The organism is Luteibacter sp. 3190 (assembly GCF_031456385.1).
In the GTDB taxonomy this organism is placed as follows: Bacteria; Pseudomonadota; Gammaproteobacteria; order Xanthomonadales; family Rhodanobacteraceae; genus Luteibacter.
In genome coordinates this window covers 811,546-832,456 of the sequence record NZ_JAVDUO010000001.1, presented here as the reverse complement: position 1 = coordinate 832,456, position 20,911 = coordinate 811,546, and the positions used below count along the sequence as shown (strand labels likewise).

Genomic DNA, 20,911 nt, shown 5'->3' with positions numbered 1-20,911 from the left:
GGAGAGCCACCATGGGTAACGAACATGTCGCACTGAATGCCGCTGGCGTGCTTTCCGATCTCGCCAGCCTCTCTAACGTCGACCTCCGTGACCGCGTAGGCGAGTTCCTAAGCAAAGCCCGTGCTCTCTCCATGATGACCTGGGCAGATCAGGGAGAAACGTTCCGGAACCTCTCGCCGGACATCCAAGACGAGTTCATGTGGGCGCTGAGCGGGATGCTCGACGAAGTCAAAGCCGCGTGGGACCAACTCGGCGAACGTAAAGCCTTCAAATAGCCGATGCTCACGATGAGCACGGACCCGAGCCCGCCCTCACCGGCGGGCTTTTTTGTCACTGGGACCTGGCACGGATCGACCGTTGCGTGCGTCAACGTCAGAGTCTCGGCGTGTTATTTCCCCGCCTAATCCTATGATTTTCATAGGAAAGCAATTATCTGCGACAACCCCACAGGCATTACGTTGCCGGATGACCGTTGGGTGGCGGCATCTGATCGTCATCAGCGGCTCGATGCGCCGCAACGCCGCGCGCGGGCAGTTTTCGCAACTCCATGATAATACTACGGAAATGTGCCGTTCAGTATTCAGACAGGTGGGAAAACGACGGGGCTACTAGCGCGCAAGTGACTGCGCCAGTTCAGATAAAAAAACGAGAACGTAAACATTACCTACGGCGCCGAACGTTGTGGCCGTCCTGTCCACTCTTTACACCGACACCCTCTCGTCGGATCATTCCCCCCGCACACATCTGGACGCAATGCAACACAATATATAGTGGTTCGGTCGCATGTCGGCCACCAGATATGTGCTTATCGAGCAACCAGACCTCTCGGGGGCAATAAAAAGCCCCCACCGTTGGCGCGGTGAGGGCTGGGAGCTTTTTTCTACCGCTAAGTAGGCCGTGCTCTCCGGGCAACGGCGGCTTTATGGTAAGCACCCTAGCTTGCCTGCCGCAATACCCCGGACTGACGGCCGTTCATGAGGACTGCCCAATGTCTGAAGTTGCTTCCGGTTCGCCTAATTCCGTCGCTGCCGACGCCCCCATCCAATTTCTCCGGCTTCCTACGGTCTGTGCCCGTACCGGCCTTTCCCGTAGCCAAGTCTATCGCTTAGAGGCGGAAGGAAGGTTCCCACGCCGCGTAAAGCTGGCGCTCTCAACGTCAGCATGGGTGGAATCCGAAATCCAGCGGTGGTCGGCCGAGCGCATCGCGGCGTCCCGAGGTGGCGAATGAACGGCCGGTCACTGCGGTGCCCGCGCTTCGACTCCTGCAACGCGAACGTCTGCCCACTCGACCCGCAATGGCCGCGTGCCGAACACCGGCAGGGAGAGCGGGTGTGCGGGCTCCTGACCGAGTTGGCTAAGGTCGACGGTCAAGCTCAGGTGGCTACGGTCCTGTCATCTGAGCAGTTCGATACCTTGGTTCGCGAATGGCCCAAGGTCGAGGCTCGCTGGGGTGACATCCGTTATCGCCTAAAGAACGCGGCCAAGACGGGCTCCCGTATTGCCAACGCAAAGGCGCGTTTCCATACCCAACCACAAGGAACGCAGCCCGTACCCCTGCCCGATGTACCCCAGGACGTGCCGGGTCCTCACCGTGGGGCGCTAAGTGCACAGGAAGGTGCAGCATGAAGGAAGCCAAAAAAAGGGAGCGTAACAAGGGGCGAGGTAGAGGTGGTCAGCCTCCTTTCGCCATGATTCCCAACTACCTCCAAGATTCGGAAAATTGGCGAGACTGCGGGGGCACTGCGATCAAGCTTCTATGTGCGCTAGTACGCCAATATAACGGCCATAACAACGGCGACCTTTGTGCGTCGCTGCGTGTTCTCAGAGAACGCGGGTGGCGATCTTCGTCCACGCTTGACCGTGCAATTAAAGAATTGGAGCACTTTGGATTCATCGTGAAGATGCGCCAAGGCGGGCAGAACTGCGCCAGCCTGTTTGCAATCACTTGGCAGGTCATCGATGACTGCCCTGGAAAGCCATGGTCCCGAACCGTGCGTCCTTCGCATGATTGGAAGCAGCCTAAGGGACCGTTCAAGCCTAGCCGACGTGACTCCAAAAACGCGCCATCAAGTCCGCATTCCGGAGCGCCTAGGTACGGAATCCGGAGCAGTCGCATTTCTGTGGCAGCCTGATTGCTTCGAAATCCGAACTTGTTCCCGCATTTTTCGGGCTTTCCGTCACTCCGGAATCCGAACACCTATATAGATATCTACCAAGGGTACCGCGATATGAGCATCCACTATCCCCCCGGATACTACCCAACGGCCCCAATCGACGCGTCAGTTACGCGTCGGCACGCGTCGCTGCTGTCCGCATCGAACGCGGACAAGATGCGGACAGAAAATAACGCCCTAAGTAACGCTTTGACCGTTACTCAACGGTCGCCTGGCTGGAACAATCGCAAGCCGGACATCCAGCGCGTGCAGCTCGGTGCTTGCACGCTGCTAGCAGTCCCGTATCGCCGTTGGGCATGGCGTCGATATGAGCAGCGAGTCGCCGCAGAGCGACGGAAGGAAGCCTGATCCATGGCTGACGGCGGGCGGGCGGCCAACGACGAACTGGTAATCGAGGCGGTGGCGAGGCGAATCGTTGCCGCTTTCGGTCAAGGCAACCACTGGCAACCGGACTGGCATAGGGCATCCCCGTGGAGTGACAACGTCACGCAAGATCGCGCGGGACTGATGATCCTGCGACGTGGACGAACCGAGGAAAAGGCCGTCAGGGACAACGGCAAGATTCTCATCCCCGCCCACCGAACTTGGTCATCGCGTCATGTGCAGGTAGCTTTACCCAGGCGAGGCCAAGATTTCGACGCCCTAGCCGCCTTCGCATTCGCAAAGCTCGACGGGCCTCTAGAGTCCATGCTCATGCTCTACGCCACAGGGGATGTGCCTCGTTACTGGCCCACTGTCGAGCGGTATGCCCTGGCATGCGTTCGCAGTCCGTTCGCATCGGAGGCTGTGACGGACGCAGTGCAACGCATCCTGTGTGGGAGAGCGGAAATTTCTCAAGATGCGAGGGCGCGTACTCTCGGAGTGCGAGCGAGCACGTACCGAGCAGCTACAAGGCAAGCAGAGTCCAGGATGCGCCAATGGCTTTCCTTGGCAACTCGGAGTTACTTGGCGGCCTTGGGGTGACGTTTGACTAGAGCGGCCTGGTGCTTAGCTATCGCTTAGTCCGTATGCCAATCGGCGAACGTCGCCATCGAAACGTTGTAAGCAACGACGTGGGGCGACCCGGAAAGTGTGTCATCATCGTGTGAATACCGGCATCACACCGATCGCTCGCCTACTGCGCACCGTAGCCTGATATTTGATTTCCCCGTTGACAGACACGGTCGACGGCTTCGCGAAGGCGAAAAATTTATGCGCCCCTCCTGTCATCCTGCCCATGCGCGACCAGTCGTAGGGCGACGATCACATCCAGTTCGGCCTGACACCCGTATAGCTCGCACTCGCAACACGCTTGAGCATCGGGTTAGATCCAATGTCGGACCTTGAAAATAACGGTCGAACGGAACCAGTCTCTCCCGCTGACCCGATTGTCACTGGCGCCATTGATCATGTCGAACGGTGCCTATGTGCGGGTGATATCGCAGGAGCAGTTTCCGGCTTGGTAACAGTAGCCGGGCTCGCTATGGCGATTGGAAACGTCCAGGCCGCCGCGAAGGCCTATCGCATCAAGCTTCTCCTAGAGACATGGCCGCATCACAAGGCTGAGGTCGACTATCTTCTCGGGGAACTACGCTTCGACTTACGCTCGCGGGCGATGCCGCTTCCGTTGCCTAAGCCGTAACGCAAGATGGTGATCAGCAGGAGTTACAGAGGATCAAAGCCGACATCGTCGAGCGTACTCGCGAGCGCCAACATCGCCTCGCCGTAGCCGCCCGTAGGCTGGGTCCCAAGTGGCCCAAGCCGGTCAAGGACTCTCGCCGCCGCGATCACAACATCAACGAGCCCTGCCGCGTCTGCCTTGGCGACGACGAGTTGCGCACGAAACCTCGCCTCGTCGAAGTCCACAGCCAGAGCAGCGTCATTCATCGCAGCTGACTCGTGCACGATCTCGGCGATGGTCAGGATTTGGGCTTCTCTGGCGTCCATGGTGGAAGTCTAGCGGGGCCAAGGGGTTGCCGTCGAAACCTCGTTTCGTGCTGGCGCTCCGTCCACATTCTTGAGACTGGTCGCGCGTATCGTCCCGCACCATGTCCACCGTCACCTGGTACAAGCCGCCCGAAGCCCTTAGCGCGCCCCTGCCGCAGATATACGGTGCGGCAGAGAACGGCGTGCCATTCGTGATGATCCGCGAGCTGGCGCACGGCACCCAGTGGAGGGTGAGCCTTTTCCCGGACGGGGACCGGGACGCGTCGATCGAGGCGCGCGCGGGCTCGGAGCGGCAAGCAAAACGCATGGTGGAGCGGTGGGCCGCCTGCCGGAGGATTGAGCCTAAGCCAGTGAGCCGGATACACCGTGCACCTCTAGGGCTACCGCCCCGGAAGCCTAAGGGCGCTGAGGATCGCTCGTAGCGCCAGCCTTGATCGCGCAGAGACAGCGGCGTAGCGTGGTCAGGGCCTTCCCACCAGTCGCCGTTTATGAGGCAGTCTCCCGCCCTTGGCAGGGCCACCCGAGCCACCCGCGTGGCCGAGTACGTACGCATGTCCACAGACATGCAGGAGCACTCCATCGCCAACCAGCGGTCGGCCATTGAGCAGTACGCGGAAGCGCACGGCATGGTCATCGTTCGGCACTACGTCGACGAGGGACGTAGCGGCCTTGCTCTAGAGGGTCGCAGCGGCTTGCAAAGGCTCTTACAGGACGTAACCGAATCTCCACCCTACTCTGCCGTTCTCGTGCTCGATGTGAGTCGATGGGGGCGGTTCCAGGACGCAGACCAAGCCGCGTTCTACGAGTACATGTGCGTGATGCACGGCGTTAGGGTGATCTATGTGGGCGAACCGTTTGAGAACGATCGGTCACCACTGACGGCCATCCTCAAGAGCCTGAAACGGCACCTTGCCGCCGAGTACAGCCGGGAACTGTCGGTCAAGGTGTACGCCGGACAAGCCCGCCTCGCCAGACTTGGTTACCACATGGGGGCGACGGCCGGTTACGGATACCGCCGCATGCTCGTCGACGCTTCGGGCAAACGTAAAGGGCTGTTGGGGAGTGGCGAATACAAGGCGCTACTCACCGACCGCGTGATCCTAGTCCCTGGCCCCAGCCACGAGGTGCGCCTAGTGCGCGACGTGTTCGAGCTGGCGGCTCAGGGAGTGTCCACGTACCAGATTGCGAGGGGCTTGAATGACGCTGGACGCTATACAGCCTCAGGGAAGCCATGGCGTGAGCAACGTATCCGCTCGATGGTACAGAACCCTAAATATGCTGGCGCTTGCGTGTACGGGCGAACCACCCAGGCCATCGACCGGCATCGTGGCGAGCTACAGACGGTCGAGACACCCAACGCGTTCAAGCCGCTGGTGTCCACTGAGCTATTTCAGAGAGCAAATGACGCCCGAAAGCACCGAGGGGCCAGACGAAGCGACGACGAAGTGCTCGCGGATGCCCGAAGAGTTCTTGAGCAAGAGGGTCGGCTAACCATTGGCATCCTTGATCGTGCTCCCGGCCTTCTGAGCGGACAGGCGTACATGAGGCGCTTCGGCAGCCTGCGCCGGCTATACGAGCTGCTGGGATACGTGCCAAAGCGGGACATCAGCCATGCAGTAATCAGGGACAAGATACGTCCCTGGCGGGAGTCGCTGGTGGGGTTCGTTGCCGAGCAGCTACAGGACCGAGGATCAGACGTAAAGCGCCACGGCTGGATACTCAAGGTCGACGACGCATGGACCGTCGCATTCGACACTATGCAATCGCGACGCGGATACGGGCATAGGTGGTGGGACATCCGGCAGGTAAACGACAGTGCCGATATGACGGTCTTCGCTCGGATGGCTGCCGACGGGTCGGCCCCTCTCGATTTCATCGTCATGCCACGGGTTGCATTCGGTGGGATGGTGACCATAGGCAAGATGCTTGTAACGGTCTCGGCCTACACCTATCCCTCGCTGCGGGTGCTTCTTGACCTCGCGGAGATAACACGGAGGGACAGGCCATGTGGGTGAGCCAAGCAACCTTAGACGCCCAGCAAGCGGCCGTCCACGCTCGTGACCGGCACCTCGCATTCGAGGCAGCACATGCCGCTGATGAGCTGAGGGAGCTCTTGGAACCGCTCATCGAGGACGCGCGTTTCCAGGCCCTCCCGCTACACCATCCGTTCCGAGAGCAATGCCGATTGGCAAAGACGCTAACCAACTATCAGCAGCCGTCGACGCGAATCATGGAATGGCTGGCCTTATCCGGTGCCGTCAACGCTCTGCTGGCCCAGCCTGCTGCGACACGATGGCTTTCCACCCGACGACCCGACGCCTTGGCAAAGATGCGCCAGCTGCTAGCCCAACGGGACGGAAAGACACCCTGAAAACGACTATATAGGTAGGGACCTTGCCGCCCCAAGGCCCTACCTCGCCCGACGCCGTGCCGGGTAATGCACGGCTTTTCTTCCACGGTTGGGCGGACCGATCTTTCACGAGGCAACACTATGGGCGGCGGAAGCTCTCAACCCAAGAACACGACCACAACGACCAAAACGGAACTCCCTCCGTTTCTTCAGAACGCCTATCAAGGCTTCTTCCAGTAGACCAACGACGTAAACGCGAAGCCGTACCAGTCCTACGGCGGCCAGCTCAATGCAAACCTGTCCGATGGGCAGTACGCAGCGCTCGCTAACGCGGCTAACAACGCGCAATGGAACCCGCAGCAATTCGGGGTTCTCTCGTAGCTTCTGAACGGGAGCCAGACGGTATACGCCGGGGCTAACCCGTACGCGGGAAGTGGCAATCTCGATCAGGTCATCAACCAGTCGAACTCCGACATCCTGAGCGCCTACAACAAGTCGCAGGCACCGCAGCTTGCCGCGCAGTTCTCGCAGGGTGGTGCGTTCGGTGGCTCGGCCATGAACCAGGCCGTGCAGGACAGCCAGTAGACCCTTGCGGACCGTCTCGCAGCGAACACGACGAACCTGCGCTATCAGGACTTGCAGAACCAGCAGCAGCTTTGGCAGCAGGGCTTCCAGAACCAGCTAGCCGCCTCTCAGAACAACACGCAGAACATCCTCGGGGCATCCAATGCCCTTAACGGTGCGCAGGCCCTACAGGCTCAGTGGAACAGCCAGCTTGCGGGGCTGGGTCAGGTTCAGCAGGACTACGCGCAGGGCAACATCGATCAGGCGTACAACGACTGGTATCAACGCAATTACGGCTACGACCAGCAGCGTCTTGCGAACTACGGCAACGCGCTTAACTCGACGGCTGGGCAGTTCCAGGGCTCGGCAACGTCTGGCCTGAATCCGGCGTACAAGCCCCGCACGACTGGCGGTGCCATCGCTGCGGGTGCTGGCGGTGCTGCTGCCGGTAGCGCAATCGGTGCTGCCATCGCGGGCGGTTCAGCTGGCTCGGCAGTCCCCGGTTGGGGCACGGCCATCGGTGCGGCCGCTGGCCTCGCCTCCTACTACCTCTGAGGTCGCCCATGGAATACGTACTGGTGCTCGATGCTGGCGCTCCGTCAGCTCGTCTCAATGCGGGCTACGGAGTCATCGGCAGGGATGCTCCCGACGCCCCTCCCCGCTTCCTGTTCGTGACTTGCAGCGAGGTCGATACCTCGCATAACCAGTTGCTTCGGGTGAAGGTGAAGGAACAAGACCAGCCTGTTGTCTGGCTGCCGTACTCGCACGTCGTTGCGATCCAGGAAGGGCCGGGGACGGCTAAGGGGCCGGTCGGGTTCGGTCCGCACTAAAGAGTTCTGGCTGTGCCAAGCGGTGGGCGGGAGGATGCACTCGGATACCTCCCGCCCTGCACGTAACGTCGTCTGAGTGGACCGTTAGAAGCGAAGTGGAGGCGCGAACGTGCCATACCTCAGCAACAGGTAGATCGCTACACCGCATAAGACAATAGGAAAGATATAGCTCTGGAGCCAAACGTAATAGCGAGCGAACCACGACAGGGCGCTGAATCGCTGTCCGGCATGTTCTAAGCGTGTGATGTACAACTCGACGTTTTTTTCGAAGTCTTTGAAGTCCCGACGGTCCTCGTCTGTCATAGAGGCATAGTCTGTGGGCCAAGCTTGATCCTTCTCAAGTGCCCTTAAGCGCAGTAGGAGCCTGATTCCGCCGCCTAGGAAAATGCCGTCAAGATCCACATTGCTGCCAAACCGCGACCAGATGGATGCTTCCGAGAACCAGAGCCGGAAGGCTGCTAGATCTCCGACCCAGTTCACGGTTAGTGAGTAGGCGTGGTAGATGACCAGAACGAACAACACGGAATCGAAGAGGGAGGCGGGTAGCTCCATTCCAAGGACCTTGAGGTCATTGAGCGGGACATCGTACAGCTTCACGACGATAGAAGTAGCCGAAATTGCGACGGTTCGCGCGATGACCTTTTCAGTGGTCGGGGATATCAACTCCTTACCGCTAACTCGTGGCATCCCTATTCCTCGTCGTCGTGATTTGTGGCGTGGGTGCACGCTCGCCCGATCCCGCAAATATCTCTCTACCGTCAGCCCGAGCTACCTAAAATAGGCCCCGATAGGCCGACATGTCAGCGACATCAATGTCGTCGACACAGGAGGCATCACGGTTCCCTGGCTGCCCAGCGTAAGCCGCACTAACCTCCCTAACCTACCTATCAGACCGGCCTTTTGCCGGTCCCTAGCCTACCGCGCACGTACGAAGCACGGGTGACCCTATGGGTAGGTTGCACCAGCAGGTGCATTCCTTGTGGTGGGTACCTTCTACGCGGTCCTAGAGGCATATCTAAAGTAGAGTCGGATAGAGCAGCATGGCCGCACCATTGCTAGAGTAGTGACGGATAGTGTAGCGAGCCAGGGTCATCCTCTGGATGCTTCGAGTTTGTCCTTCTCTTGCTGAGCCAGCATGGCCTCTACCATTGTTGCTGATCCTTCACCCAGTTGCGCATCTAAGACAACGGCAGGGACACCGTTAACCTTGCGAATGCTTGCGGCGTACTCCCACACCTTATTGCTAAGCTCCGAAAACCTCTTTGCGTACTCGTAAATGGCGGCAGAGGAATAGCGGTACCGAGCCCTGGTGATAGCGAAAGGATCATCTAAGCTCGCGATCCAAGGGAGCGTACGCTCTGTGTTGTACTCAGCAGGATACAGAAAGGCCCCCACCGCCTTCCCGTCAATCGACATGGGATAGGCGACCCCATGGGCAATCTCATCCCGGCGACTGGAGCCACCCTCGAATGCCTTCGTGAGTTGGTCGAATGGCTTCCGAAAGCGAGGCTCGCTCCAGTAGTTGCCAAAGTAGATTTCTGCCGCGGCTTTCAGGGCGCGTCGCCTGCCTGCACTGCTCTCCACTGAACCAAACGCGCGACGGATCGCATTCACGCCGTTAGCATCTGTGACATTCGACACGACCAGAAAAAGCGCAGCAAGTGCAGACTCCGCAAGTTCCCATGCTGTCAGGGCAAAGCCCACGGCGTGGAAGATTTGATCAACGCTCGCGTCAACTGGTTCTCCGGGGCTGGTGGTGATCCGATCCCAGTACGACGGCGGGAAGAGAGCGGGGTGGGATTTCTTATCATTCATGCAGTTTCGAGATTCCTATTGATTTAAATCAAAGAATCAAACAGTGCCGGTCGTCGCACCTTCGTCGTCGCACAGTGAGCCAAAGTGCCACCACGTACAAGGCGCGTACGCTACCCCTGCACGCCCCAACCACTCGGCCGCCTATCCCTTGTAGATGGGTATATGTAGGCGTCCCAGAGGCAACGGCCAGGACTACTCTGATTAAATATCAAAGCAATCGGTCGACTGAGAACAACGTGTAAGAATAAACGACGCGAAGTACTCAGCCCCGCCACAGATTCGGGTCACATGGCCTTAGCGACCTTCTTAGCCATGCCTTCGAGGATGGCATCTGGTGTGCTGAGGTTGTTCGCCTCCCCTCTGTCACTGAAGAACGCCACCACTGAGGCGTCAGAGGCCCGAAGCACGCGAATCGAGACCCCTGCGCGTTCGCTTCGGAAGGTGAATGGTGCAACCCTGTAGTAATCCTGCACTTCGCCGTTGACCACGTACGCGTAGCCTTTTTCCTTGGCGTAGCTTGCAGCCTCGGCATCAGTGAACGGGGCCTTGGGGGGCACTGGGCGGTCTAGAGGGACAGCTTTCCTTCCTGGGGTGCCCGCTATAACCCGTGCAAAGATCGACCCAGCCGCGAGGCCGGAGCCGTCGCAATCTTCTTGTCCCTGAATCACGCAGTCCTTAAACATCACAACCGCAACGTCGGATGACTGAGGCACCTTGTCGCGCACCGTGACTGGCACGCCTGCACAACCACTCAATATCACCGACGCAGCCACGGCGCTGAGCAATCCCCTGTTCATTGCTTGCACTCCACCTTGAGAGTCTTTCGGTTGAATCCGGGTTCTTCGGAAACCATTCTGTAGCCTGATGGGCACTCTTTCTCGGCCCTCTTGTAGCAGACCGAAAACGACGTGCTAGAGCCGCATTCGATCATGACCACGGGCTGCCCCTGCTGATCACTGATGCGGGTGGCGGTTGAACAGCCGCCAAGGGCGAACGCGCACAATGCGACAGCGGCCCTCATCGGACAGGGGCCACAATGACAAGGCTGTTGGTTGCGGGATTCTGGCGGACGACGCCGGGACCGTAAGACACTACCCGCCCGTCCTTTAGCAAGACTTGATAGTCGGCCCGGTCCCATGACCAGCCACTCATGAGGCGGTTCTTATAGGTGAGCACCTGATAGCCGTCCTGCTCGCTGTAGCCGTCCGGCTTGCCCATCTGGCGTTCCACGGCCTGCCGGTCCATCCCGGGGTCGAGACGGCGCATCTTCTCCCCGGTGGCACAGGCAACCAGCCCGACCGCGACCAGCGCAACGAATGCGACTCTTCGCATGGTTAATCCTCCCCTGTTGACTCACCCCGAACGGATTCTAGACCCAGGCCACAACCGCGTGTTGTGAGTAATTTTGGGAGTAAGATACGACCGCGTTGCTCCGAGGCGTTGGGAGCCAACGTCGTTTAAGTCCCACTTTCGCACCAGAAACGAAAAACCGGGCAAGCCCAAGGCTTTTCCCGGTTTTCGAAAGACCCGCCCGCGAGGCGGGTTTTTTGTTGCATGGCGTAAGCACGCCTTCCGCCTTGTCCGCTAAGGCTCTAGCGCAACATGTGTCAGAGATGCCCGAGTAAATGCAGCGCGACACCTCCCAGGCAGCAGAGCGCGAGCGTGGCGATCATGCCCGCCTTGAACCGAAACAGCAGGATCGCCGCGAACACGGATAACAGCAGTGACGCGCGATCGAGACTGGCGAGGTCCGGTATCTGCAGCACGAGAGGTCCGAGCGAACGCGCTTCGACCTTCAAGAACAGCGTATGCAGGCCGAACCAGACGGCCAGGTTGAGGATCACGCCGACGACGGCCGCGGTGATGGCGTTCAACGCGGCCTTCAGCGTCTGGTTGTTGCGCAGCGCTTCCATGTAGGGCGCGCCGGCGAAAACGATCAGGAACGACGGAGTGAACGTGACCCATTTCGCCAGGAGTCCGCCCAACGTACCCGCGACGACCGGCGACAGCGCGCCGGGATGCCGATAGGCCGCCATGAAACCGACGAACTGGACGACGCTGATGAGCTGACCGGGTGTCGTTTCCGCCATGCCCAATCCCGCGAGCATTTCGCCCGGAGCCAGCCAGTGGTAATGCTCCACCGCCTGCTGCGCCACGTACGCCAGGATCGCGTAGGCGCCTCCGAACGTCACCGCCGACATCTTGGTGAAGAAATACGCGATATCGGTGAAGACGTCACCCGCTCCCGCCCACGCCAGGAGCACGACGAGTGGAGCAAGCCAGACGGCCAGCGACACCGCCAGAACCTTGAGTATCCGGCGATGGTGCGGCAGGACGTGCGTTGGAACCTCCACCGCGAAGGCGGCGTCGAGAGCCGGCAGCGGGCCGCTGTCCGGCGTGTCCATCGCGCTACCGGCCGCACCGCCTTGCAACCCCGCGATACGCAGACGGTGGCCGGCCCAGCCGATGGCCGCCGCGGAGGCGATGATCAGCGGGAACGGTACACGTAGGAGGAAGATCGCAACGAACGACAGTATCGCCACTGCTACCAACGCCCTGCTCTTGAGTGCACGCCGTCCCACGCGAAGCACCGCTTCGAGGACCACTGCCAACACCGCGGCCCTCAGTCCGAAGAACAGCGCGTGGACGGGACCCACGTCGCCATAGCTGGCATAAACCCAGCTCAACACACCCAACGACAGTAGCCCCGGCACGATGAACAGCAGGCCGGCGACGAGGCCTCCGCGCATCCTGTGCAAAAGCCACCCCATATAGATGGCCAGCTTGTGCGCCTCGGGTCCGGGAAGCAACGTGCAATAGTTGAGCGCGTGCAGGAACCGCGTTTCGCTAATCCAGCGTTTTTCTTCCACGAGGATACGGTGCATCACCGCGATCTGCCCGGCCGGGCCGCCGAAGCTCAAGGCAGCGACGCGAACCCATACCCATGACGCTTCGCGAAACGATATTCCGTGACGCAGGTGGGCGGGTGCTTCGGGCATGGCATCCTCGATCGAGCGGGTGGCATGACGTGGATGAACTCGGGTTCGACCATCGTAGTCAGTTGCGCGATGCCTGGCACCACGAAGGCGTCGCGACCTTCACGCCACGCCTGCGCCACGCGTCAGAAGGTATCTTCAGAAGGAGGACGAACCGATGACGACGAAAAGTAAGCAAAGCCTTTTCACGCGCATGGCCATGGCGGTCTCCAAAGCCGCCGGAAAACCGGCGACGTTCGCCGCAGCCGCGGGCATCGTGGTGCTCTGGGGCGCAAGCGGCCCGGTCTTCGGCTTCGGGGACACCTGGCAACTGGTGATCAATACCGGAACCACGATCGTCACCTTCCTGATGGTTTTCCTTATCCAGAACACGCAGAACCGCGACACCGAAGCGATGCAGATCAAGCTCGACGAGCTGATCAATGTGATGAAAGGCGCCAACGCGGCCCTGCTCGACCTGGAACAGCTCGACGAGAAGACGCTCGATGCGATCCGCCGGAATTACACGAAGCGAGCCGCCGAGGCGCGCAAAAACCTGGGTTGCGAGGATCGTCCGGGCCATGAAGCGGACGGGATCACCCACTGACTCCGGCGGCGCGGTGCGCTGACGAACCTCGTATGCGTCGGCGCCGCGCACCGCCACTAGCGCGTGGTCGCAGGCCGCAAAACGCCGCCTGCGAAGTCCTTCGGCGTCATCTAATCCCTCTGCACATGCCACGCGATGGGCATGTGCTTCGCGTCGCAGCCGCGCGAACAGACGAGGGCGTTGTACTGTCCGGCGAATTCGAGCTTCGTGCCGTCGGCAAGTTGCAGAACCAACGCGCCGCCGGCGGCCGGGAGGGGATCGCCGATCAGCTCGTTGCTGACGACGGCGACATCGACCGAGTGGGCATCCGGCCCCCACGTCCAGCTCGCGTCGCCGCTGTCGCCGCGTATGCGTATGTCGGCGGGGTTGCCCTTTTCAACGCTGATCAGGTGCCATTCGTCGCGATGACACGCGGTCGCGCCTAGCGCGAGCGCCGCCATTGTCAGTCCTGCGATGAGCCTCACGACATTCCTCCCCACGGTCGATCTCATCTCATCGGCCGTGCAGGCGGGAACTGAAGCGGTTCCGTCGGTCACGCCCACGTAACTCGTAAGAGTCCAAGGTCGTGACATGACTCCGGGGGGAGTGCTCGGTGGCGATCCACTAAGGCATTCCCGTGAAAACTGATGAAATCAGTGAATGTGTCAGACCGCGCACGCTTCGACGCCGGGCGCTGTCACCGCCGTATTGGCAGACCCAGACCTTCCAGGTGACGCTACGTCGCGAGACATTCGAGTGCGATGTCACCTACTGTCGCGTCGGGGCATCGCTTCGCTGGACACTGCACGCGACCGGCGACGGGCGGTTTCGCTCCGGCATCGCCCGGACGGGCGCCACGTCGATCCTGGGCGTGCCGCCGGACGACGTATCGCGCATCCTGCGCAACGACGTCACCGTCGCGCTTCAGGCCGAGGTGCTTTTTCACGCGACCACCTGGGATCGTTGAGCCGCCGTCGGCTCCCACCAGATTCTCGTGGCGGCTGCTACCGGAGGGGTGGGAGCGGATCGCATCCTCGATGGGTGCTTGCGGCGAGCCCGCCCGCTGCCGCGGGATCGCCGATGCGATCGATCAGGCGATGAAGCCTCCATCGATGTCGATGCTGGCGCCGTTGATGTAGCGGGCGTTCGGGCCGGCGAGGAAGGCGACCAGCGCCCCGACCTCTTCCGGCTTGCCGAGACGGCCTACCGGGATCATCGGCACGAGCATCTCCGCGTAGCCTTCGGTCATGTCGGTGGTGATCGGGCCCGGCTGCACGTTGTTCACCGTGATGCCGCGCGGACCGAGGTCGCGCGCCAGACCGCGGGTCATCGACTGCACGGCCCCCTTCGAGCTGCAATAGAGCGCCGCGCCTTCGACGCCGGCACGCTCGGCGCTGATGCTGCCGATGCTGATGATGCTGCCACCCTCACCCATGAAAGATGCGGCGGCTTTCGCACCCACGAATACGGCGCGCACGTTGACCGCGAAGAGGCGGTCGTAGTCGTCGACGGAAGTCTCCGCCAGCGGGGCATGCACGAGCAGGCCGGCGCTGCTGACGAAGATATCGAGGCTGCCGCTCTGGCCGGCGGTCTCGGCGATCGCCGCCACCAGCGCCTTGTCGTCGGCGCTGTCGACGCGCACGGCGCGAGCGCGGAGTCCACGGCCCGCTAGTTCGCCGACAAGGGCGTCCGCCGCGGCCGAGGCGCTGGCATAGGTGAAGGTGACGTGCGCGCCCGCTTCGGCGAGGGAGCGAACGATGCCCGCGCCGATGCCGCGGGACCCGCCGGTCACCAGGGCGGTCTTGCCTTCGAGAAAACGAATGGTCATGGTATGGCTCCAGTTATGGAACGAACAGTCAAGTAATGTGTGTAAAAAAGGGGCGTCGCCGCCCTGGGTTTCATAACGTCACCGTCCTTGATGGAAGGCGGGGCTTGGTCAGGCCCATGAACAGAGCGTAGCACTTACTTGACTGTTCAGTCCAGTTAATTATCGCAAGGCGCGCATGGCGATCCCGACGATGCCCTGGAGCGTGGACAGGTCGGAGCCCGCGCGGGCCGCGATCTTCAGACCCGACAGCGTGGCGAGCAGGAACTGCGCGGTGGCCGCCGCGTCGAGATCGGCCGCCAGCTCGCCCCGCGCGATGCCCTCGCGAATGCGGCTCTCGAACGCGAGGACCGTCCGGCCCGCGATCTCGTCCGTCACGGCCTTGACGTCGCTCGCAAGCGTGCCGAACTCCGTGATGGCGTGGATGCCGAGACACGCCCGGGCGGTGGTGACGGAGGTCGCGCTTTTCGCGAATCCGAGCAGCGCTTGTTCGATGCCTTCCCGCACGGAGGTCGAAGCGAACATCGCCGACAGCGTCATGCCGACGCTGTCGTTCGAATAGGTGCGGAGCGCTTCGAGGTAGAGGCTGCGCTTGTCGCCGAAAGTATCGTAAAGGCTCTGCCGGCCGATCTTCATCGCGTCGAGCAGCATGGGCGTCGAGGTACCCTCGAAGCCGTGCATGGCGAACGTGTCGATCGCCCGCTGCAAGGCGGTGTCCCTGTCGAACTCGCGGGGGCGCGCCATGGCATCACCGTTTCTGGAACGAAAAGTCCACAAAAGCATAGCACCGGCGACGCGGTGCCGCGAGGCTACAGCTCGCGCACGATCCGAAAACCGACGCGCGCGTTGCGCAGATCCGCCGGCGCGCCCTGCCGGTACGCCGAGCGAACCATGTCCGGCGCGCTGCCCCACGAGCCGCCGCGGATGACGTGACGCCCGCAGCCCGGATTGACCCATGCCTCGCCGTTGCGCGGTGCACGGATGTAGTTGTCGTGCCAGCAGTCGGCGACCCATTCGGACACGTTGCCGCCCATGTCGTACAAGCCGAAGGGATTGGCGGCGAAGCTCATCGTCGGCGCCGGGCCCCAGTAGCCGTCCTTGTAGCCGCCGAACGCGTTGCTCCAGCGGCGGCCGGAGCCGGAGCGATCGTTCCCGCCGGTCAGGTTCTCCAGCCGGGACGACGGTGCGCCATCACCCCACCAGTAGCGCGACGTGCTGCCGGCGCGCAGCGCGTACTCGAACTCGGCTTCGCTCGGCAGCCGGTAGGTCTTGCCGGTGCGCTTGGACAGCCAGTCCGCGTACGCCTTCGCGTCGTTCCAGGAAACGTTGATGACCGGGAGGCGATCCTGGCCGGGCTTGCCGGCGTAGTCGTCCTGCCAGGTCACGGTCGGATCGTCCCGCAGTCCACCGCTCTGCTCGTCGTAGATGCTGCCGCCGCCCTTCGACTGCGATTCGGGCACGTAGCCCGTGGAGCGCACGAAGTCGCGGAACTGACCGATGGAGATCGCGCTTCGCGCCATCGCGAAACCCTTGTCGATCGTGACTTCGTGCGCCGGCGCCTCGTTCGCGTCGTGCCCGGCCTCGCCGTCCGGGGAGCCCATGAGGAACTTGCCGGTGGGAATCACGACCATGGCGGGCGCCTGTCCGGCGGAGTCGACGAAGCGGTCGGCGAAGACCTGCCCCGGCTTGTAGCTGGCATAGAGGCGCGCGTTGGTCACGCGTTCGTTGAAATCGTCGATGCCCGCCAGATCCGGGCTGATCTTCTGCGCGTTGGCCGCCAGTTGCTGGGCCAGTTCGATGTTGCCTGCGTCGAGCGCGGAGCGCGCCTGGGCGAGCATGCCCGCGGCGTTCTGCCGGCGCATGCCCTCGATGCGGCCACGCGTGTCCTGCAGGGCTTGCGATTCGGGCTCGATCGCGGCGGCCTCGGCCAGCGCCGCGTCGGCCGTGCCGAAGTCGTTCTGCGCGACCGCGGCGAGCGCCCTGTCGAGCACGGTGCGCTGGACGTTGGTGATGCCCTGCTCCGCCACCGCGTTCTGCGGATCGATCTCGAGCACCTCGCGATACGTGTCGAGCGCGCTGTCGCCGCGCGGCTGCGTGGCCTTGCCTTCCTGCAGTTGCGACGCGGCCTTGCCGAGCATAGGCCGCACCTTGTCGAGCACCGCGAGCTTCTGCTGCAGCGGCGCGGCATCGGTGGACGAGGACGGCAGCGCCTTGAGCGCGCCGAGGGATTCGCGCGCGGCGTCGGCGTCGCCCAGCGCGATGTCCTGCTCGATTTCCGCCGCGAGTCGCGCGCGAACCTCGCTCAGGCCGGCGAGCGCCCGCTGGCTATCCGATTTCTCTTTCAGGGCGAGTTCGAAGAGCGCCGCCGCGCTGTCCTTGCCGCCCACCAGCCGGTCGCCCGCCAGCGCCTTGTCGCCGCGGTCGAGCAAGGCGGTGAGCTCCGGCGAATCCGGGGTCTTCTGCGCCGGCAGCTCGACATCCTGCGTCTTCTCCCTGCGCCGTGCCGCGATCACCGAGGCCGGCGCCAGCATGATCGGCGGCCCCGCGTCGATTTCGGAAACCTGCGACGGCGGCGCGGCCTGCGGACGCTGGTCGAAGCCCATCACCGTCGGTTGGCCGCGCAGGGGCGTGCGCGCCGTGCGCTGGGTGGGCTGGACGTGCAGCGCCTGCGGGAAGAAGTGATAGAAGAGCCCGAACGCGAGCACGGCGACGCCCAGCGCGCCGCCAATGGCGCGCTGTCGGCGGACGGTCTCGGTATTCGGCATGGTGGGCGGTTCCGTGCGGGCCTGCTATCGTGCGGTGCCACCTTAGGGAATCGCGCGCGACAGGGCAACACGCACCATCGGCGCGGCCCGAGCCTCACAAGGATCCTGCATGACATCGAGCGATCTCGCTCCCCACGCTCCCTGGATCGACAGCCGCGAAGCGCTGGACGCCTGGCTGGCACCGATCGGTCCGGGTACCGTCGTCGGCCTCGACACCGAGTTCATGCGTCGCAACACGTTCTATCCACAGCTCGCGCTGCTCCAGCTCGCGCACGACGGGCGCTACGCGCTGATCGACCCGCTGGCCGTGCCGCTCGGCGACGCGCTGGCGCCGACCTTCGCGGCGCAGCCGGTCGTCACCGTGATGCACAGCGCGGGTGAAGATCTCGAGGCGATGTCGCCTTTCCTTCCCGATGGTCCGCATACCCTGTTCGATACCCAGATCGCCGCCGCCTTCGTCGGCATGGGGCTGGGCATCAGCTATCGCGCGCTGGTCGCGGAGCTCGTCGGCGCGGAACTCGACAAGGGCGAGACGCGCAGCGACTGGCTGCAGCGTCCGCTCACCGAATCGCAGAAGCTGTACGCCACGCTGGACGTCGTCCACCTTCACCCCGTGCACGCCATCCTCGCCGAGCGCCTCGCCGAACGTGGGCGCACCGGCTGGCATGCGGAGGATTGCGCGCGCATGAAGCGCCGGGCGAGCCACCGCGAAGGCGATCCTCAGCCGCAGCGCGGCGTGAAGCCGGCCGCCGAGTGGCCGATGGAACGCCAGGCGCTGCTGCGCCGGGTGCTGCGCTGGCGCGAGACCACCGCGCGCGAGCTCGACAAGCCGCGCTCCTGGTTGCTCGAGGACGCGCAGGCGGTGGATCTCGTGGGGCGCCTTCCCGAGACGCCGGCCAGCCTCGACGAACGGACGCGCGGCACGCGCGCCCTGCGCTCGCCGCAGCGACAGGAGCTGTTCGATCTCCTGCACCGTCCGGTCGAGCCGGACGAAGTCGCCGCCACGGCGCCGATCGTCGGTCACCCGCTGGGCGACGCCAAACGCGCCATCAACGAGATGCGCAGCGCCGTCGATACCCTGGCCACCCAGCTCGATCTCCCGCCCGGCCTGCTCTGCGCCCGTCGCTCCATGGAAGAGTTCGTGATGACGAAGACATGGCCCGAGGCGCTCGAAGGCTGGCGCCGCGAGGTGCTGTTCGACCGGCTGTCGCCGCTGCTGCCGGACTGATGCATCCGACCCGTTGGCAGACGCGTTCGCCGCTGATATAGTTCGCGCTTCGTGGGGCGGTAGCTCAGCTGGGAGAGCGTCGCGTTCGCAATGCGAAGGTCGGGAGTTCGATCCTCCTCCGCTCCACCAATCATCCCGCCAGGAAAGCGTGCTCCGCGTCGTCGCGTAGCGCGCTTTCTTGCTTTTGGGCCGAAGGAACACCCTCGGGCGCCCGGTTCGTCCAATACCGCCCAGCGGCGCGGCGCGAGACTCGCGCCACCCCCAACTGCCGAGCCGCCCCATGACCGCGTACGTCGTCTTCATTCGCGAGAGCACCCAGGATCCGGACGAACTCGCCACGTACAACGCCACGGTGAAGCCGAGCTTCGAAGGCCACCCGATCGCGTTCCACGCGCTCTATGGCGATTACGAGGTGCTCGAAGGTCCACCGGTCGAGGGCGTGGTGATCGTGTCGTTCCCGACGATGGACGAGGCCCGCGCGTGGTACCACAGCCCGGCGTACCAGGCCGTCGCGCAGCACCGCTTCAAGGGCGCGACGTACCGCTCGATCCTCGTCCAGGGCGTCGACTGATCACACGGAGCCAGCCATGAGCACATTGCTGCCAGCAAGCGCTGAAGGGGAGAAGTTCGGACCCCTCCCCTTTCCCGTCACCTTCGAGATCGTCGTGATCCCGGTCGCGGACGTCGACCGGGCGAAGGACTTCTACGCGCGGCTCGGCTGGCGATTCGACATCGATTACCGGGACGAGCACGGCTTTCGCGTGATCCAGTACACGCCGCCGGGTTCGGGCTGCTCGCTGATGTTCGGTGAGAAGATGACGACCGCGACACCGGGCTCCGTGCAGGGCCTGCACCTGGTCGTTCCGGACATCGTGCGTGCGCACGACGAGTTCGCGCGCCGTGGCGTCGACGTGAGCGACATCTTCCACGACGCCTACGGTGTGTTCCACCGACCCGCCGGCGAGAACCGCATCAGCGGTCCCGCCGAGGGTCGCAAGAGCTACGGCTCGTTCCTTTCCTTCCACGACCCCGATGGCAACGAGTGGATCGTGCAGGAAGTCACCGACCGGCTGCCCGGTCGCATGTGAGTCGCGAACCGCTCACCAGGGAAGCGTCTTGCCCAGGTGGGTGAACGTGCCGGTCGGGCCATCGTCGGCCAGCAACGCCATGCCGACGCTGCTCTTCGCGCCGGTCGGCACGTCGATCTCGCCCTGACCGCCGTTCATGTCGGTCTGCACGTAGCCCGGGTGGATGGCGTTGACCTTGATCGGCGTGTCGCGCAGTTCGTAGGCGAGATGGATCGTCCACGCGTTCAGGGCGCTCTTGGAGGCGTCGTACGCCGGCACCTTGAAGCCATAGACCGGCGACGCGGGGTCGACGTGCATGGCCAGCGAGCCCAGCACGCTCGACACGTTCACGATACGTGCCGACGGCGACTTCTTCAGCAGCGGCAGGAAGGCCTGCGTGACGCCGACCACCGCGAAGAGGTTCGTGTCGAACGTCTCCCGCCACGTGGCCAGCGACTGTTCCGAGGGCGCCTTGCCGATGTCGTCGAGGAAGATGCCCGCGTTGTTGACGAGGATGTCCAGCCGTCCGAACCGGGCCTCGACGTCCGCGACGGCCTGCGCGATGCTCTTCGGATCCGCGACGTCGAGCACCAGCGCCTCCACGGGAAGGCCCGTCGAGGCCAGCGCCGCGACGGCCTCGTTCGTGCGTCCCGGATCGCGTCCGGCAAGCAACGTCAGCACCCCGGCTTCGGCGAGCTGCTTCACCGTCTCGCGGCCGATGCCGCGCGTGGCGCCCGTGACGAGCGCGATCTTCTGCGATGTGTTCATGCTGATCCTTCTCGGATGGGTTCGGGAGGAACGGCCGG

The 20,911-nt window shown here is 63.0% G+C and carries 21 protein-coding genes and 1 tRNA gene; 11 read left to right on the top strand and 11 right to left on the bottom strand.

Going from position 1 to position 20,911, the window contains the following annotated elements:
* Window positions 1-11: 11 nt before the first annotated feature.
* Window positions 12-275 carry a hypothetical protein gene (locus J2X58_RS03935; RefSeq protein ID WP_310046516.1) on the top strand — a complete coding sequence of 88 codons (264 nt, stop codon included), beginning with the start codon at window positions 12-14 and terminating at the stop codon, window positions 273-275.
* Between the two features lie 647 nt (window positions 276-922).
* Window positions 923-1,228: an AlpA family transcriptional regulator gene (locus J2X58_RS03930; RefSeq protein WP_310046514.1), complete on the top strand. Its 306-nt coding sequence runs from the start codon at window positions 923-925 to the stop codon at window positions 1,226-1,228.
* Between the two features lie 2,590 nt (window positions 1,229-3,818).
* Here J2X58_RS03930 and J2X58_RS03925 read toward each other — a convergent pair.
* Complete coding sequence (locus tag J2X58_RS03925; RefSeq protein ID WP_310046513.1) at window positions 3,819-4,100, bottom strand: hypothetical protein; 282 nt, start codon at window positions 4,098-4,100, stop codon at window positions 3,819-3,821.
* A 533-nt stretch (window positions 4,101-4,633) separates the two neighbouring features.
* Between J2X58_RS03925 and J2X58_RS03920 the strand changes: the two genes are divergently transcribed.
* The 3 genes from J2X58_RS03920 to J2X58_RS03910 all read left to right on the top strand — a co-directional run bounded on the left by J2X58_RS03920 (window position 4,634) and on the right by J2X58_RS03910 (window position 7,844).
* The gene (locus tag J2X58_RS03920; RefSeq protein ID WP_310046512.1) at window positions 4,634-6,115 is read left to right on the top strand and encodes a recombinase family protein; all 1,482 of its coding nucleotides are present in this window, start codon (window positions 4,634-4,636) and stop codon (window positions 6,113-6,115) included.
* Window positions 6,116-7,086: 971 nt separating this feature from the next.
* Complete coding sequence (locus tag J2X58_RS03915; protein WP_310046511.1) at window positions 7,087-7,569, top strand: hypothetical protein; 483 nt, start codon at window positions 7,087-7,089, stop codon at window positions 7,567-7,569.
* Window positions 7,570-7,577: 8 nt separating this feature from the next.
* Window positions 7,578-7,844, top strand: a complete 267-nt coding sequence (locus tag J2X58_RS03910; RefSeq protein ID WP_310046510.1) for a hypothetical protein — start codon at window positions 7,578-7,580, stop codon at window positions 7,842-7,844.
* Between the two features lie 84 nt (window positions 7,845-7,928).
* On the opposite strand, the gene J2X58_RS03905 is transcribed toward J2X58_RS03910, so the two are convergent.
* The 5 genes from J2X58_RS03905 to chrA all read right to left on the bottom strand — a co-directional run bounded on the left by J2X58_RS03905 (window position 7,929) and on the right by chrA (window position 12,658).
* Window positions 7,929-8,531, bottom strand: coding sequence for a hypothetical protein (locus tag J2X58_RS03905; protein ID WP_310046508.1), 603 nt, complete (start codon window positions 8,529-8,531; stop codon window positions 7,929-7,931).
* Window positions 8,532-8,933: 402 nt separating this feature from the next.
* Complete coding sequence (locus tag J2X58_RS03900; RefSeq protein WP_310046507.1) at window positions 8,934-9,659, bottom strand: hypothetical protein; 726 nt, start codon at window positions 9,657-9,659, stop codon at window positions 8,934-8,936.
* 284 nt (window positions 9,660-9,943) lie between these two features.
* Window positions 9,944-10,456: a hypothetical protein gene (locus tag J2X58_RS03895; protein ID WP_310046506.1), complete on the bottom strand. Its 513-nt coding sequence runs from the start codon at window positions 10,454-10,456 to the stop codon at window positions 9,944-9,946.
* A 220-nt stretch (window positions 10,457-10,676) separates the two neighbouring features.
* Window positions 10,677-10,991 (bottom strand): hypothetical protein, encoded by a 315-nt coding sequence (locus tag J2X58_RS03890; protein ID WP_310046505.1) that lies wholly within the window; start codon window positions 10,989-10,991, stop codon window positions 10,677-10,679.
* Between the two features lie 275 nt (window positions 10,992-11,266).
* On the bottom strand, window positions 11,267-12,658 hold the full coding sequence (chrA, locus tag J2X58_RS03885; protein ID WP_310046504.1) for a chromate efflux transporter: 1,392 nt from the start codon (window positions 12,656-12,658) through the stop codon (window positions 11,267-11,269).
* A 154-nt stretch (window positions 12,659-12,812) separates the two neighbouring features.
* On the opposite strand from chrA, the gene J2X58_RS03880 reads away from it, so the two are divergent.
* The gene (locus J2X58_RS03880; RefSeq protein ID WP_310046503.1) at window positions 12,813-13,241 is read left to right on the top strand and encodes a low affinity iron permease family protein; all 429 of its coding nucleotides are present in this window, start codon (window positions 12,813-12,815) and stop codon (window positions 13,239-13,241) included.
* A gap of 110 nt (window positions 13,242-13,351) precedes the next feature.
* Here the strand turns inward: J2X58_RS03880 and J2X58_RS03875 are convergent, their stop codons facing one another.
* Window positions 13,352-13,681, bottom strand: coding sequence for a hypothetical protein (locus J2X58_RS03875; protein ID WP_310046502.1), 330 nt, complete (start codon window positions 13,679-13,681; stop codon window positions 13,352-13,354).
* 269 nt (window positions 13,682-13,950) lie between these two features.
* Between J2X58_RS03875 and J2X58_RS03870 the strand changes: the two genes are divergently transcribed.
* Complete coding sequence (locus J2X58_RS03870) at window positions 13,951-14,187, top strand: hypothetical protein (RefSeq protein ID WP_310046501.1); 237 nt, start codon at window positions 13,951-13,953, stop codon at window positions 14,185-14,187.
* A gap of 123 nt (window positions 14,188-14,310) precedes the next feature.
* On the opposite strand, the gene J2X58_RS03865 is transcribed toward J2X58_RS03870, so the two are convergent.
* The 3 genes from J2X58_RS03865 to J2X58_RS03855 all read right to left on the bottom strand — a co-directional run bounded on the left by J2X58_RS03865 (window position 14,311) and on the right by J2X58_RS03855 (window position 17,810).
* Entirely contained in the window at window positions 14,311-15,048 is a 738-nt protein-coding gene (locus J2X58_RS03865; RefSeq protein ID WP_310046500.1) for an SDR family oxidoreductase, read from the bottom strand.
* Window positions 15,049-15,207: 159 nt separating this feature from the next.
* Window positions 15,208-15,789, bottom strand: a complete 582-nt coding sequence (locus J2X58_RS03860) for a TetR/AcrR family transcriptional regulator (protein ID WP_310046499.1) — start codon at window positions 15,787-15,789, stop codon at window positions 15,208-15,210.
* A 65-nt stretch (window positions 15,790-15,854) separates the two neighbouring features.
* Window positions 15,855-17,810 (bottom strand): SUMF1/EgtB/PvdO family nonheme iron enzyme, encoded by a 1,956-nt coding sequence (locus tag J2X58_RS03855; RefSeq protein ID WP_310046498.1) that lies wholly within the window; start codon window positions 17,808-17,810, stop codon window positions 15,855-15,857.
* Between the two features lie 109 nt (window positions 17,811-17,919).
* Between J2X58_RS03855 and J2X58_RS03850 the strand changes: the two genes are divergently transcribed.
* The 4 genes from J2X58_RS03850 (at window position 17,920) to J2X58_RS03835 (ending at window position 20,126) form a co-directional block, all read left to right on the top strand.
* Window positions 17,920-19,038, top strand: coding sequence for an HRDC domain-containing protein (locus tag J2X58_RS03850; protein ID WP_090053807.1), 1,119 nt, complete (start codon window positions 17,920-17,922; stop codon window positions 19,036-19,038).
* Window positions 19,039-19,091: 53 nt separating this feature from the next.
* Window positions 19,092-19,167: transfer RNA gene (locus J2X58_RS03845), tRNA-Ala, on the top strand.
* A 151-nt stretch (window positions 19,168-19,318) separates the two neighbouring features.
* A complete protein-coding gene (locus J2X58_RS03840) occupies window positions 19,319-19,609 on the top strand; it encodes a DUF1330 domain-containing protein (protein ID WP_090053810.1) in 291 nt (96 codons plus the stop codon).
* 16 nt (window positions 19,610-19,625) lie between these two features.
* Window positions 19,626-20,126, top strand: coding sequence for a VOC family protein (locus J2X58_RS03835; RefSeq protein WP_310046497.1), 501 nt, complete (start codon window positions 19,626-19,628; stop codon window positions 20,124-20,126).
* 12 nt (window positions 20,127-20,138) lie between these two features.
* Here the strand turns inward: J2X58_RS03835 and J2X58_RS03830 are convergent, their stop codons facing one another.
* Complete coding sequence (locus J2X58_RS03830; protein WP_310046496.1) at window positions 20,139-20,873, bottom strand: SDR family oxidoreductase; 735 nt, start codon at window positions 20,871-20,873, stop codon at window positions 20,139-20,141.
* Between the last annotated feature and the right edge of the window lie 38 nt (window positions 20,874-20,911).

Coding starts and splice junctions, on each gene's coding strand:
- J2X58_RS03860 (WP_310046499.1), bottom strand. CDS start 15,789: ATGGCGCGCCCCCGCGAGTTCGACAGGGACACCGCCTTGCAGCGGGCG.
- J2X58_RS03880 (WP_310046503.1), top strand. CDS start 12,813: ATGACGACGAAAAGTAAGCAAAGCCTTTTCACGCGCATGGCCATGGCG.
- J2X58_RS03900 (WP_310046507.1), bottom strand. CDS start 9,659: ATGAATGATAAGAAATCCCACCCCGCTCTCTTCCCGCCGTCGTACTGG.
- J2X58_RS03830 (WP_310046496.1), bottom strand. CDS start 20,873: ATGAACACATCGCAGAAGATCGCGCTCGTCACGGGCGCCACGCGCGGC.
- J2X58_RS03865 (WP_310046500.1), bottom strand. CDS start 15,048: ATGACCATTCGTTTTCTCGAAGGCAAGACCGCCCTGGTGACCGGCGGG.
- J2X58_RS03930 (WP_310046514.1), top strand. CDS start 923: ATGGTAAGCACCCTAGCTTGCCTGCCGCAATACCCCGGACTGACGGCC.
- J2X58_RS03850 (WP_090053807.1), top strand. CDS start 17,920: ATGACATCGAGCGATCTCGCTCCCCACGCTCCCTGGATCGACAGCCGC.
- J2X58_RS03910 (WP_310046510.1), top strand. CDS start 7,578: ATGGAATACGTACTGGTGCTCGATGCTGGCGCTCCGTCAGCTCGTCTC.
- J2X58_RS03905 (WP_310046508.1), bottom strand. CDS start 8,531: ATGCCACGAGTTAGCGGTAAGGAGTTGATATCCCCGACCACTGAAAAG.
- J2X58_RS03875 (WP_310046502.1), bottom strand. CDS start 13,681: ATGGCGGCGCTCGCGCTAGGCGCGACCGCGTGTCATCGCGACGAATGG.
- J2X58_RS03835 (WP_310046497.1), top strand. CDS start 19,626: ATGAGCACATTGCTGCCAGCAAGCGCTGAAGGGGAGAAGTTCGGACCC.
- J2X58_RS03840 (WP_090053810.1), top strand. CDS start 19,319: ATGACCGCGTACGTCGTCTTCATTCGCGAGAGCACCCAGGATCCGGAC.
- chrA (WP_310046504.1), bottom strand. CDS start 12,658: ATGCCCGAAGCACCCGCCCACCTGCGTCACGGAATATCGTTTCGCGAA.
- J2X58_RS03890 (WP_310046505.1), bottom strand. CDS start 10,991: ATGCGAAGAGTCGCATTCGTTGCGCTGGTCGCGGTCGGGCTGGTTGCC.
- J2X58_RS03925 (WP_310046513.1), bottom strand. CDS start 4,100: ATGGACGCCAGAGAAGCCCAAATCCTGACCATCGCCGAGATCGTGCAC.
- J2X58_RS03855 (WP_310046498.1), bottom strand. CDS start 17,810: ATGCCGAATACCGAGACCGTCCGCCGACAGCGCGCCATTGGCGGCGCG.
- J2X58_RS03935 (WP_310046516.1), top strand. CDS start 12: ATGGGTAACGAACATGTCGCACTGAATGCCGCTGGCGTGCTTTCCGAT.
- J2X58_RS03895 (WP_310046506.1), bottom strand. CDS start 10,456: ATGAACAGGGGATTGCTCAGCGCCGTGGCTGCGTCGGTGATATTGAGT.